Source organism: Pseudoflavitalea sp. G-6-1-2, from assembly GCF_012927185.1.
Lineage (GTDB): Bacteria > Bacteroidota > Bacteroidia > Chitinophagales > Chitinophagaceae > Pseudobacter.
On sequence record NZ_JABBGB010000002.1, the window covers coordinates 731,864 to 745,490 of the forward strand.

At 44.1% G+C, this 13,627-nt stretch carries 9 protein-coding genes; 4 read left to right on the top strand and 5 right to left on the bottom strand.

Translation table 11 applies throughout. From position 1 onward, the window contains the following. Nucleotides 1–35 precede the first annotated feature (35 nt). The 4 genes from HHL16_RS12665 to HHL16_RS12680 all read right to left on the bottom strand — a co-directional run bounded on the left by HHL16_RS12665 (nucleotide 36) and on the right by HHL16_RS12680 (nucleotide 4,727). The gene (locus HHL16_RS12665; protein WP_169425562.1) at nucleotides 36–419 is read right to left on the bottom strand and encodes a hypothetical protein; all 384 of its coding nucleotides are present in this window, start codon (nucleotides 417–419) and stop codon (nucleotides 36–38) included. A gap of 384 nt (nucleotides 420–803) precedes the next feature. Continuing rightward, nucleotides 804–1,268, bottom strand: coding sequence for a hypothetical protein (locus tag HHL16_RS12670; RefSeq protein WP_169425563.1), 465 nt, complete (start codon nucleotides 1,266–1,268; stop codon nucleotides 804–806). Nucleotides 1,269–1,834: 566 nt separating this feature from the next. Continuing rightward, nucleotides 1,835–2,245: an energy transducer TonB gene (locus HHL16_RS12675; protein WP_169425564.1), complete on the bottom strand. Its 411-nt coding sequence runs from the start codon at nucleotides 2,243–2,245 to the stop codon at nucleotides 1,835–1,837. 124 nt (nucleotides 2,246–2,369) lie between these two features. Further along, complete coding sequence (locus HHL16_RS12680) at nucleotides 2,370–4,727, bottom strand: PDZ domain-containing protein (protein WP_169425565.1); 2,358 nt, start codon at nucleotides 4,725–4,727, stop codon at nucleotides 2,370–2,372. A gap of 484 nt (nucleotides 4,728–5,211) precedes the next feature. Between HHL16_RS12680 and HHL16_RS12685 the strand changes: the two genes are divergently transcribed. Together HHL16_RS12685 and HHL16_RS12690 are read left to right on the top strand one after the other, a co-directional pair. Further along, nucleotides 5,212–5,619: a hypothetical protein gene (locus HHL16_RS12685; RefSeq protein WP_169425566.1), complete on the top strand. Its 408-nt coding sequence runs from the start codon at nucleotides 5,212–5,214 to the stop codon at nucleotides 5,617–5,619. A gap of 242 nt (nucleotides 5,620–5,861) precedes the next feature. Continuing rightward, on the top strand, nucleotides 5,862–6,626 hold the full coding sequence (locus HHL16_RS12690) for a hypothetical protein (protein ID WP_169425567.1): 765 nt from the start codon (nucleotides 5,862–5,864) through the stop codon (nucleotides 6,624–6,626). Nucleotides 6,627–7,264: 638 nt separating this feature from the next. On the opposite strand, the gene HHL16_RS12695 is transcribed toward HHL16_RS12690, so the two are convergent. Further along, entirely contained in the window at nucleotides 7,265–8,086 is an 822-nt protein-coding gene (locus HHL16_RS12695) for a hypothetical protein (protein ID WP_169425568.1), read from the bottom strand. 775 nt (nucleotides 8,087–8,861) lie between these two features. Here HHL16_RS12695 and HHL16_RS12700 point away from each other — a divergent pair. Both HHL16_RS12700 and HHL16_RS12705 read left to right on the top strand, forming a co-directional pair. Continuing rightward, the gene (locus HHL16_RS12700) at nucleotides 8,862–11,969 is read left to right on the top strand and encodes a TonB-dependent receptor (protein WP_169425569.1); all 3,108 of its coding nucleotides are present in this window, start codon (nucleotides 8,862–8,864) and stop codon (nucleotides 11,967–11,969) included. 31 nt (nucleotides 11,970–12,000) lie between these two features. Next, complete coding sequence (locus HHL16_RS12705; RefSeq protein WP_169425570.1) at nucleotides 12,001–13,551, top strand: RagB/SusD family nutrient uptake outer membrane protein; 1,551 nt, start codon at nucleotides 12,001–12,003, stop codon at nucleotides 13,549–13,551. Nucleotides 13,552–13,627 lie beyond the last annotated feature (76 nt).

Below are 13,627 nucleotides of genomic sequence, written 5' to 3' on the forward strand. Positions count from 1 at the left end.
TTCTTTATTTTATTTTAGTTTAAGTAAAACTTAATTCATTTTGCCAATTCGCTTTTTTCCAGATAATCAAGACTCATAACGAAACTACCCAATGTATCTGGTTTTTGATTTACTGGAATAATCTTATTCTTATCGATCAGAAAGCTAAATGAAATTTTCTTTTTACTCTCCATTAATGTAAGTGTATCATTTCTTAGTTCCCAGTTACCCTCAAAAATTTCTCTGGTCTCCCTTTTTGAAGATTTTGTGTTTATGGTGGTTATATTGTAGGCAAATGTGTTGTTAGATTTTATACTAAGTTGCCATGTCCTATCCACAGCGAAAAGCCCGGAACAGATTTGTTTATGTCTGTTGAATTCCCCTGTCAAATTGGAATTAATAAGAAACAGAAGAGTGCCTGCCTTAAATAAATTCGTCATGATTTAGGATTTATCGTACTTCTTCCCACCACGCCTTTAGGCAACCTTTATCAGTCTTCTTTGGAATTTACAATAAACGATGTTATGCCCATTAGGATATATAGTATGCAAAAAACATACGGTACACACTTAAAAATTATTTCTCGCCTAAATAACGATATACAAGAAAAAACAAAAAAAATCAAAAACAGCCAATTTGCAAAGTTCCAGCATCCTGTCGTACTAATGAACTTAAATTGGCTAGTATGAAATACATCATCAATAAAATTCAAGCATAAGCAAACAAATACTATAAAATAAAAAACTCCATTTATTTTCTTAAGTGCCATTACTTGATGATCTATGTTATTCTATCGTTTGTAATTGAGTTTTTAGCTACCACCTTCAAGGCCTTTCGTAGTTTTTGATCACTACGCACTCCATATTCGTTTCAGGCCAGATTTCTATTTTGTAAGAATCATTCCCCGAATCACCTTCAACACTGGCAAGATTCATTGAATATACTCTCACTCTATAGAATCCCGGATTAATTTTTACTTCTAATTCAATATTAGAGTTAGGACAATCTACTACCTGAATAATACCTGACCTTATTTGTATTCCGCCTTCAACTACATGATCATAAAGACTTAAATCCAGCTCTGCCGACTTTTCCTTCAATATTGAAAGCTCACCAACGAAAGGGCCGTAGCATTCTATTCCTATCCCCAACACCCCATTTCCAATTGCTAAACGAGATTGAAAAGCCTCTTCTGTCCAAAAGTCAACGTCACCAGTATTAAAACCCCCTTCCTTGTCCCTTAAATAAAACTGATGGTATTGAGTATAAAAATCCAATTTATAATTCATGGCATGAATGCTTAGGTGATTGATTAATATTAACTCAGAAAGGCAATAATAATGTAAAACTAACCTGAGATTTGAACTCACCGCATATACTTAATATGCAAATCCGTATAATTTTTGCATTCTTGCTTTATAAATTATCCTCCCCCAATAAATCATATTCACGACAATAATAATTGTAAGAACGGTGTAGTAATTCCGGTTTCTTATGGAAGTAGGCCCATTTTTTATGTGGGACCTGCTCAAAAAAGAGGATCATTCTATCATTTAATTCATCTGAAACTGACATCAGGAATTGTGTTTTATCTTAACCATTATTTGATTATTGCCGAACTGTCACCAAACATCCAATATGGATGAATCAGATTTACCTTATCGAAGGTCTTGTGTTCTAAACCATCTCCCGATTTATAATTTATGTAAAGTATATAGCGATTAAAATTATCTACTGTCTGTAATAAATTCTCGTATCTCATTTTGTTTTTCTTTTCTAAAAAGCTCTGACAAATTCTCTTTATGCGAAAAACCCATCCGGCATAAATCGCCTCCGGGAATATTCAGAAACTAAATCAATACCCCTCTACAAACACCACCGGAATCATCTGATAATAATACACCGCTCTTCCGTTCTGCTTTGCCGGAGACCACACAGGCATCTTCTTCACCAAATCAATGGCTGCCTCATCATATGCAGCATTAACACCTTTTTCAATTTCTGCAAATGCAATCTTGCCTTCTTTATCGATAATGGTTTTTACAGTGACTGTTCTGTTTGAAAAGATTGAAAACTTTTCAGCAGGCTGCTGTAAATTCTCAGCAATGAATTGATAAAACCCTTTCATCCCACCCTTGAATTTGGGAGCAATTTCTGCGGAAGTAAACACAGCCTCCTCTTTCAATGCGCTGTCGCCCCATGTCTGGGCAGATGCAGAGACAGAAGAAATAACAAGAAGCAGGAAAATGAAATACCGGAGTTTCATGTTTGATGGTTTAGGTTACAAAAGAATACATGAAAATAATTAAAACGCAGATTAAAGAAAAATGCCGGCACCTCCAAAGGAGACGCCAGCATTTTCTGTTATATTTTGAAGAAACAGCCAGGTTTTATCTGGCCTTCAGAATAATCAACATTTGTTGCTGATTGCGTATAATAACCACAGGGAAAAGACCTTTCCAGTCTCTATCCTTTACGATTTCCTGAAACATCTTTGCATGTTTAACGGGCACACCATCAGCACTCCGGATCACATCTTTTTCCCGGAAACCAGATTCATAGAGCAGGCCATTAGGCTTTGCTGAAATTACAATCACACCGTCTTCATCTGGCAACCCATATGCTGACCTGTCACCTAATCCATCAACGGATTTTATTTCTCCTCCAAGGAAGGAGAACACCGTTGATTTTGAAATGGGTGTAATTCCATCCAGTGCCGGGATTACCGGCTGTTGCGAAAGCTTTCGCAATGCAGGACTCTTCACACCAAACTCCATTGGAAAATTTGCAAACCCGATTTTTAATGCAGGAGAATTAGGCTTCACTGTATAATTTCCATGTTCTGCGTCCACGAACATTGGCTGTCCTACAACGCTGTTTTTATCCGTGCCCACAGATTGTGCCATTATGATTCCTGCGCTATCGGGCAGCAGATTAGAATCAACTTCTTTACCCCAGTAATCGACGCGAATGGGTGCGTAAGGTTTCATCACAATATTATGCCTGAACACATCGCCACTGTTCTGGAACCAGACATGCGGATGGAATGTGTTATTGATGATGATATTGTTTTCTACTGTGCGATGAAATCCTTCCCTCAATTTAAGCCCGCCGTTCAGACAAACATTGTTGTAGATATGGTAGTTGGATGATCCGTCGTCGAGATCGATATCCCATCCGTGATCGCAACGGAAGCGGTTGTTGCGGATGATGGTTTGCTTACGCGCATCGAGCAGGATCAGTTCGGGATGTGCTGCTACCAGACTATCCATATACTCTCTGTCGGGAGCCCAGAATCTGTCGCGGCCCCATGAGTTGAAAGCGCCGTGATCGCCGGTTTCGAGTACGGTATTGAAAACATCGTTGTATTCGAGAATATGTCCTCCGAATGCGCCGTCTCCGATATTCAGTCCGGCACGTGGCGTATTGTAAATGCTGTTATGACTTACGGTAATCGACTCCGCCATTTCGATCTGAACGCCGGTTGCCTGTTTCTCCAGTTGACCGAGATCGTGGAGGAGATTGTCGGTAACAACACATTCCTGCGGATAGTTGTTGGTGAGTGGTCCGGGAGTTTTATCGAGTTTGTTGTACGGAATAAAATCTTCGTAACGGAATGATGGAGATCTCAATGCTTTTGGATCACCGATAAGCGCTACTGCATTCGCTCCGATATGGGCGATATGGCAGCCCATCACAGTATCCTTTTTATTGTAGTTGCTCAGCATGATGGCATTGCCGCCGATGCCGATAAAACTGCAGTTCTTCACTACGCAATTTTCTGTGCCATTCATGAGGATGGCGCCGCCGCGGTAGATGGTCCAGTCGCTGCGTACCAGCGGTTCTCTGGTGTGCATGAAACTGCGTTCGTTGTGCTGGAAGTTAAGTGCTGAAATCTGAATATTCTTCAGAGGTTTGGAAGCGTTGCCGATCAGTTCGATGCTGTTGAGCAGGTTGGACACTTCGATCCGGGCTGCATTGAGATCAACACCCTGTGGAGGATAGCAGTACAGGATGTTCTTTGAACGATCGAGGAACCACTCACCCGGAGCATCCAGTTCTTCAAAGATATTCTCCACAAAACGATGTTCCTGATGCATGGCCATTGGGCGGTTGTTCTGCCATCCACCTTCGAGTTTCAGACTACGATCGGCATTAACACCGGTAATGCGATAATGAAAACCGCCCCACTCATACCCATGCAGTGCGTGCACATATCCACCTGTTGGCTGTTTCCATTGCGATACTTTATTGGGAGCAACAGCATCGGCAGCTGTACCGTGAAAGAATCTGGCAGCAGAATCATAGTTGGGATAGCGTGCCATGTGCTGCAATTGATTGTTTACATACAATCTTTCAAAACTCATTCCGGCAGGAATGGTTGCCTGGTAGATGCCTTTCTCATAAGGCTTCCAGTTAAGCGTTAATTTTTTACCTGCACTTACATTCACAGTTTCTTTTTCGTAAGCAGCAATGGTAAGGGACGAAGGAAGAAAACCGGCAGCATCGATCACAATAGTTTTATCGAGGTAGTAAGTTCCGCCTCTCAGCAGGATTGTTGTTGATCCTTTGGCGGCTGCGGCTTTATCTGCCGCGTGCTGCAATGATTGAAACGGTGAATTGAAAGTTCCTGTGTTCTTATCATTTCCGGATGGAGATACATAATAAGTTGTTTGAGCAAGAATCGTTTGAAATGATCCGATAAAAAGCAGGAAAAAGAGAATCGGGTAAGATGCGTTTTTGTTCATTGAAATATTAGTTTCTGGTTATCTATAGCGGGGCGAATCTATGAACTTAAACGCATCATAAATTAAGCTATTTTAACATAGAATATAGCAAATTGGACAGTTTTATGCATAAATAGCTTACTTTCTAAAAACTGTCGGCCATTTCAATGCACTGTTTCCACCGGAGGAAAGAACATAGATTCCATGGATGCACTTGCGTGACTTGTGCCACATCGTAATATTTGCTTATCCACTACCCTGACGTTGTTCGAGTTTCTATTGCATTTACCACCCACCCTTGTATCATGATAGAATTGGCAAATGTTCACAATGATCAACCAATGTATTGTTGAATTAAACAGTTTTTCATGATTTCACCAATGGCTCTATTGAAACAACAGGTCTTCCGATGCTCAGCGGAACTGCTGAACAAGTTACTAGGTGGATGTTTTTATCGATGGAGTATTGTACCAATACATTCACTGTCAGTAGAAGTCCGCTTATTATGGTATCCGGATTGCCCAATGTATTGAACACTACCTATCCGGCTGCTTCGGCTTCTGCTTCACTTTCATTATCAGCAACCAATCTTGCTGCACCTGTTGAGATCAAGGCCCCTCCTGCATTTGAGCTGAGTTACGACAATAGCAATTTCAGCAGCCAGCTTATGGTGGGAGCGCCTGGCAATCTCTCCAGCACTCCCATTTATTACAGGTTGAAAGCAGGCACAGCAGCAGACACTTATTCGTACAATATCGAACTCACCAGTACCGGTGCAGCAGCGAAATATTTTACCACGGCAATATGTAAAGTAAATCCCAAACCGATTGCATTTCACAACAGTGACCCCGGTAACGAAGTTGCAGGCGCCTGCGGCAGGCGGAATATACATCATTACGCTTGTGCTGAGTAACGGACAGAAAGTAACTACGAATGTTTTAGTGAAGTAAACAGGGCCGCTGAATATATCGAAGAACAAGTATTGAAAAGTCAGAAGCCGGCTCAAAATAACTTTTCGGGCCGGCTTTTTCTAAACTTAGATCTCTCCACATAATCAACAGGATTCCCCGTTCAATAACCGGCAGGCATCAACCAATAAATGATGCTTTTTCCGGGCAGGAAGCAAAGGAAATTTGAGATTGAAAACAATCAGCGATGAAAGCCATAAAAACAACTTACCTGTTCCTCCTGTTATTTATTGCTGCATTCCTTTCCTGTAGCAAAAGCAATTCCGATAATTCGGCGAAAACCTATGTTCCTGTATTCGCCATTCTTACCGAGGGTTCAGCGAATGATGTTTATGCAAAAATCTCCTACCGCTACAATAATCGGAACCAACTTTCGGAGATCAGCATGCAAAAGAATAACAGCATCACAACAATCTCCTACGAATATTCGCAGGAGGGAACTGTCAGCAAAGCCATCGTATCATCAGACATTTCAACCCGCCGGTATGAATACGACTTCAATTACAAGAACCAGCGGCTTGGTTCATACTCACTTTATTCATCAGGCAGCATTACTGAAGTACAGATCATATGGGATCCGTCGGGTAAATCCTGTACACAGGTAGTGACGGGTACGGGCGCCAAAGTTAGTTTCAACTTTTCGGAGCAGGGCAATATTATCGACAGAACCGGTACCGGCATCACCAATGTTTTCAAGGTAGGATACGGAACAGGTAAAGGGATATTCAGTGATTTCCCTTTACAGCTGGGGCATTTTCTTCCGGTGCAGGAAAACCTGCTGGAGCTCTATTATGGGAGCACGATGGAAATAAACAGTATTTATATCAACGGGCAAGCCAACAACTTTGTAAGCACGTATAACAGATCCGGCCTTCTTGAAAAAGCTGAATTACGCCCAAACACCAACGACAGGTTTACCTACACATTCAAATATGAGTCGAGAGTACAATAACCGAACCTTTGAGTATTGTATCCGGGAGAGGTTTTACCGTTTAATAACTCAAAGCCGCCACTGAATAACCCGATGTTCGCCCCTACACCATCGACCCTCATATTTGCAATTCAAGGAAAGGACCACATAGCAGCTTCGGGGAGCTGCTACTAAAAAAAACAGGGAGCCGCCCGCATTGCCGGGTGGCTTATTTTTGTGCCTGCCAGCTTCTCACCACGAGGCTGATATACCTTTACCACGGTCAGGACACGGACAAACCATAAGTAAACCACGGATACAATACGTACAGAAGATGAAGCACACAGCAGGTAAACAGAGGGTACACTCAAAGTAAATAGCAGATTATAGTGCAGTTAACGTGGACTTGATCTGGAAGCGATCTGCTCCTGATCTGCCGAAGTGAAATTTACTGTTCGAAAACGTGAATTTGCTGCTGCCGGAAGCATACAGCAGCTGTTTGACTGAGTTTGATAATAATTGAGAATACATGAAGAAGTAAATTGGAATGGAAAAGGATGAAAAACGAGGATCAGGAAAATAAGCATCCGCGAAGGCTTGCTTCGGAGAGAGAAATCGAATCGGTTGGTCAATAAAATCTGTACTGATATTTTTCAGGCCAGCTTCGTAAAGATTCTATGCTATTCCCGTTGTTCTTTCAAACGATTATTGCAGTTTTCGGAGTTGCCTGTTCCTGCTATAATTTCAGATGCCACCTGCTGCAGACCCTCATCTGTAAAATGCTGCCAATGCTGTGCCAGTTGTTGTTTTGTCTGTAATTTTTTCTGTTGCTTTCTCCGTTGCTTTCCGGAAATAGTTTTTGTTGCCGGCACTTCTACTTTGATGATCTCTGTAGCATGAAATCGTTTATCGTACAACGGATATTTTCCCTGGTATGGATTTGCCTGCAGCACTACAATCAGTGTACCCTTGCCCGGAAGGTTGGCATCCAGTTCAACAGGTTTAAAGTTTTCAGCCCAACTAACAAACTTGTGGGTGTAAGATCGTTCAAGTAACTGAAGCACTTCTCCCGTTACGGTATCCAGTCTCATGGCAATGAGTTTGTATTCCATATGAGTCACCCGCATATGCCGTGGCTCTATGATGTTTAGGATTCGAAGTATATTATCGTCCCCGAAGGTTGGGAAATATAAGAACTCCGACACATTCCTTTTCTGATTGAAGCGATAACCTCTGAGCCCTTCCACTCCTGATTCAATTAATCTTTTATTGAGACGGTTAACGTGCTGCTGATCTTTCTTTCCATACAGGTATGGCGCAAGAGCATGCCTGATCAATTTACCTGTATGGCTGGCTTCTCCGAAACGCTTCGCTGCTTTGCGGGTAGCATCCGTTTGTGTTACGTGCTCCGGTACGCTGCGCAGACAATATTTTCCGTTGCGTTTGTAGCTGATCAGATCGCCAAACCTGCCGGTGAATTTTATCTTACCTGCGAGTATCATGTGATATAGGTTTATGTGTTAATGATTGTAAACATAATTTACCGAAAACCATTCTGCCAAAACGATTACAAATTGTTAAAACGCCCGGCTAACAAGAGTTTACGGTCATCTGCACCATCAATATTCCCCCATCTATTTTTTGACTATAAGAGGCTACAACATATTTCGCAGCAGCACATGGACGCTGTAATCTTTTCATGATCAAAAATGGGTATTCCTTACCCACACTGAAGTTATCCTGTATAACAGTTACCATCACAGGAAATGCAGGCAGCACCGCAATATCATCTCCAGAAAATTCGTGTAAGAATTGAAGATCGATTTAGAAAAGATATTACATTGCGTATCCGATGGCTGTTACCAACAGCCCTTCAATTCGAAGAAGGTTTCAGCCACGACGATTTTTTTATGTACTTACTGTCGATACAATTTCCAGAGCACAGCACCTATGCAGCACCGATGCTGCTGACAACAGCCATTGGACTAGCTCCTGCCATTCATCAATGCCGGAACAGCCACCCAATACCCGAAAACATAATTCGGCCAAATCGTTACCAACCACGGCACCTGCATCACTGATCAGCCAATTTTTTGAAACTCATTTACAATAATGATTGCACTGCGAGGCATGCATTTCCATGCCTTTGCGCATACCATGTGAATCAGCTGAAAGCTGCATCCACAGCATAGTACAGAATAGTTATACCAAATGAAACAACTGTTTTCTTCCCCGCCATCAGAACCTTATTTTTCTAAAAATCGAAATGCTGTTTGTATGAAATTAACATCCGCCGGGCATCACTGCCGATGGACCGGCAGAATACTGATCTTATTCTGCTCATTGCTCTTAATGAAATTGCAACTGAACGCGCAGGAACCCAATTCAATTATTTCCGGAAAAGTTTCACTAGGCACAGGCATTACCAACCTGAGCGGTACCTCTGTGCAAATGAAAGGCGCCAATACCTTCGTAATTACAGACAGTGCAGGATCTTTTAGAATGGCTGTTTCTCCCAATGCCATTCTTGTTTTCAGCCATGTTGGTTACAAAAGCCTCGAAGTAAAACTGTATAAACAAAAGGTGGTGAATGTTACACTCGAACCATCGGATAACAGTCTTGAACAGGTTGTGGTAGTTGGCTATGGCAAGCAACGACAGCGAAGCATTACAGGGGCTATCTCCAAAGTGAATGCTGCTGAATTGCAGGATATCCCCGCTGCTGAAATCGGACAGAAACTCTACGGAAAAGCAACCGGCCTGCAACTCAATCAGGTGTCCGGTCGTCCGGGACAGGGCATCACTTTTCGCCTCCGCGGCGCCGCTTCTCTTTCAGGATCCAACGCTCCCCTCTTTGTGGTGGATGGTCAGCCGGTTGGAGATATCAATCTCATCAATCCTGATGAGATCGAAAGTTTCACCGTACTGAAAGATGCCGCGGCCACAGCACTCTACGGATCGAGAGCATCCAACGGTGTAATTATTGTTACTACCAAAACTGCCAATGCAGGAAGAACTACTGTTGGTTTCTCTGCTTACCAGGGATGGCAGAAAGTGCCGCAACGCGGCAGACCCGACATGATGAATGCCCGCGAGTTCGCCACTTTCATGAAGGCTATGATCGAAGACAAACTGAAATACAAAGATTACGATCTCACCAAAAAACCACCCAGTGTATTCCCCGAATACATCAACCCCGAAGAATACGGAAAAGGTACCGACTGGTATGATGAGGTACTGCGCACCGCTCCCATGCAAAACCTTTCGCTCAACGTAAGCTCAGGCGCAGAAAAATCTTCGGCCAATATCACCGCCACTTATTTCAAACAGGATGGCGTTATGCTGAACACCGGCATGGAGCGCTTCTCCTTCCGCGCCAATACGGAGTTCCGTCCATTAGACCGGTTGAAGTTCGGATTGAATATTGCACCAACCTATCAACGCAACCACAACATAACCGATGGCACTACGGATGGCAACAGGCAGATAATCAGTTTGGCTTCCATGGCATCTCCGCTTGTGCCTGTACGTGATGTTAATGGCAACTACAATGTCAAAGCCAGTACAGGTGGCATGCTGGCCATGCCCAACCCCGTGCAGCAACTGATGGAGATGGATATCAATCAGCGTACATTCCGCACGCTCGGCAATGCATATGCAGATCTCGAAGTGATCGACGGCCTTCGTGCAAGAACCACTCTCAGTGCAGATATAGGCAATCAGGAGACCACTGTTTTCAGGCCTTCTACCTGGGCTGCTTTTGGATCGACGCCGCCCAACAACAATATCAGCTACGCCAACTTTTCGCAGAACTATATTTCGTGGCTAAGCGAGCAGCAGCTCTCTTACAACTTCAAACTGAGGAAACATTCGTTCGATGTGATGGGTGGATATTCTTATCAGTACTACAAAAAATCTTACAGAAGCCTTAGTGCGTCCAGTCTGCCTACCGATCTCATCAAACTCGCCAATGTACCGGGCTCCATCATTTCCGGAGGTGATAACAGAACGGAGTGGGCGCTCATTTCCTGGCTCGGAAGAGTAAATTATGAGTTCGACGGAAAATATTTTGTGGGATTCAATATCCGCAGAGACGGGTCATCGCGCCTCTCGAAGGAAAAAAGATGGGGACTCTTCCCTTCTTTGTCGGCAGGTTGGGTGATCAGCGACGAAAACTTCTTCCCGAAGAACAAGGCAGTGAATTTTCTCAAACTCCGCGCGAGTTATGGCGAACAGGGTGCTAACGGCACCAGCAACGACTATCCTTATCTTTCCACTGCCTCCGTTGTGCCTTACACATTCGACGGCAACAAAGTTTCATACGGCGTGGCGCTCACGCAGCTCGGCAATCAGGATCTCAGCTGGGAAGGAACCAGACAGCTCGATATCGGTGTAGATGCAAACCTCCTCAACAATCGACTCACTTTCTCATACGACTACTTCCTCAAATTCACGGATGGCATGCTCTACAATATTGCATTGCCCTTCTATACAGGATACACAAGCGTAACCATCAATGTAGGCAAGTTCAAGATCTGGGGACATGAGTTCGGTCTCACCAGCCGCAACCTAACCGGACCACTCAGCTGGAACACCGGTTTCAACCTCACGCTCGTAGACAATAAGGTACTCGATCTTTATAATAAAGTTCCACTCGGAGGTACCAATCGTCATGGCGATTACAACAGAACAGAAGTCGGCAGACGCATCGGTGAATTGTACGGATATGTGTTTGAAGGAGTGTACACGCAGGAAGAGATCAATAACCCCAAAGTAGCCAAAGTAAAAAACGAATCAGCTGTAGGAACTGCTAAGATGAAGGATGTGGATGGCAGTGGTTTCATCGATGGAAACGACCGCACCTTCCTTGGCAACCCCAATGCCAGAGTGATCTTCGGCCTTACCAACGATTTCCGTTACAGGAACTGGGATCTTACGATCGTAGCATCCGGTCAGGCAGGCAATTCCATCATGAATAACAATAAGCAGAACACGCAAAATATCGATGGTGTGTTCAATGTAGAAAAGAGACTGGCCAATTTCTGGCGCTCACCGGAGCATCCCGGCAGTGGCGATGTGCCCCGCACATCGAAGTCGAACTCCACCGAGCTTTTCCGCGTAGCCAATTCCACCTGGGTGTCCAGAGGAGATTATCTCACTATCAGAAATATCACGCTCGGTTATACATTCACCAATACGCATTTCCGTTATTTCAAATCTGCAAGATTGTATGGAGCCGTTAATCAGGCATTCGTATTCACTGGTTACAAAGGGCAAAACCCGGAAGTGAACGATTACCGTGAAAGCTCCACCCAGATTGGAACAGACAACGGAAGCTATCCAATACCCAGAACATTCCTCATTGGTGTAAACGTGCAATTCTAAACTTATTCTGCCACAACAAATCACTATTCGAATGAAACTACAATATATCGCCATTCTGATTGCAGGCGTATCACTCGGAACAGGATGCAAAAAAGGACTGCTGGATCTGTATCCTGAAGGCAATATCGCATCAGGCAATTTCTTCCGCAACACCGGCGATTTCCAAATGGCTGTAGTGGGCGCTTATGTGCCACTCCGTAACATTGCAGATCAGGCCTACTACATGGACGAAATGCGCGCAGACAACACGCATTACGAATTCAACGCCAAAGACCGCGGTGGCGCTGGCTTTGAACAATTGGGCGATTTTACAGACAATGCACAAAACGGCGTTACGGGCGCCCGGTACAACCATGCGTATAGTGGCATACATCGCTGCAACACCATTCTCGACAGACTGGAAAAGATCAAATTTTCCATGGACGAAAAAGATAAAAAGCAAATCACTGGCGAAGCAAAAGCATTGCGCGCACATTACTATTTCGATCTGGTTCGTCATTTCGGAAAAGTGCCGCTGCCGTTGCACGAACTGCTTTCGACCGATCCCAAACAGGTGTTTCTGCCACGTACCAGTGTAGACTCCGTGTACAATCAGATTGTTGCAGATTTCACAGATGCACTGAGCTTGCTCGAAGCACCTGAAGTTCCGTCTTCAGGCAGAATGAACAAAGCCGTGGTAGCATGCGAACTCGGCCTGGTGTACATCACGCGTAAGCAATGGGATAAAGCAGTGCCGCTGTTGCAAAGTGTAACCGGCATGAAATACGATCTGTTGCCGAACTATCGCGACAACTTCGATCCTGCAAAGAAAGGCACCAATAAAGAAGCCATCTTCGAAGTGCAGTATAAATCGGGCACCGACGGACAACAGAGCATCTATCCTTATCGTTTTATGCCTGTAACGGATAGCAGCAAAGCCATGCTGGATATAGAGTTCAACAATCAGAACGGAGGATGGAACACCCCTACCGCCGACCTGATGAGACAGTACGAAGCCGACGACAAACGCATGAATGCCAGCATCGGATTCTTCGAAGGATATGTGGGCAGCAACGGCGTATTCAAAGTAGAGAAACTGGTAACGGAAGATGCCAGAACCTACGTAACACCTCCGGGAAAAACATCGAGGGTGTTTATCAAGAAGTACTATTTCTACCCCTACAAGATACCAGCGTACAATACAGATCAGAACTGGCCGGTATTCCGTCTCGGCGGCGTGTTGCTGTTGCTGGCAGAAGCTTTGAACGAAAACAACCAGAGCAGCGAAGCGCTCGCGCCGCTGAACCGGGTGAGGCAACGTGCCGGATTACTTACGCCCATCTCCAATACCGATCAGGCGCAGCTGCGTGACATCATAGCCAAAGAGCAGCGTCTCGAACTCGCATTCGAGAACTATCGCTGGCCCGATCTGGTGAGAACCGGTAAAGCCGCACAGGTGATGACGGCGCATGGTCTCGAAATGAAATCGCTCTACGGCTATCTTTCTGCTGATGCTTACAACGTAACGGAAAAGAAATACATTTATCCCATTCCAGCCCGTGAGATGCAGCAGAACCCTACCTGGACACAAAATGATTATTGATCCTCTATTTTGAAAATAATGACCTTGATAAGAACATGGTTGTTATATTTGGAAAAGCCAGCCCATAAACCCCCAA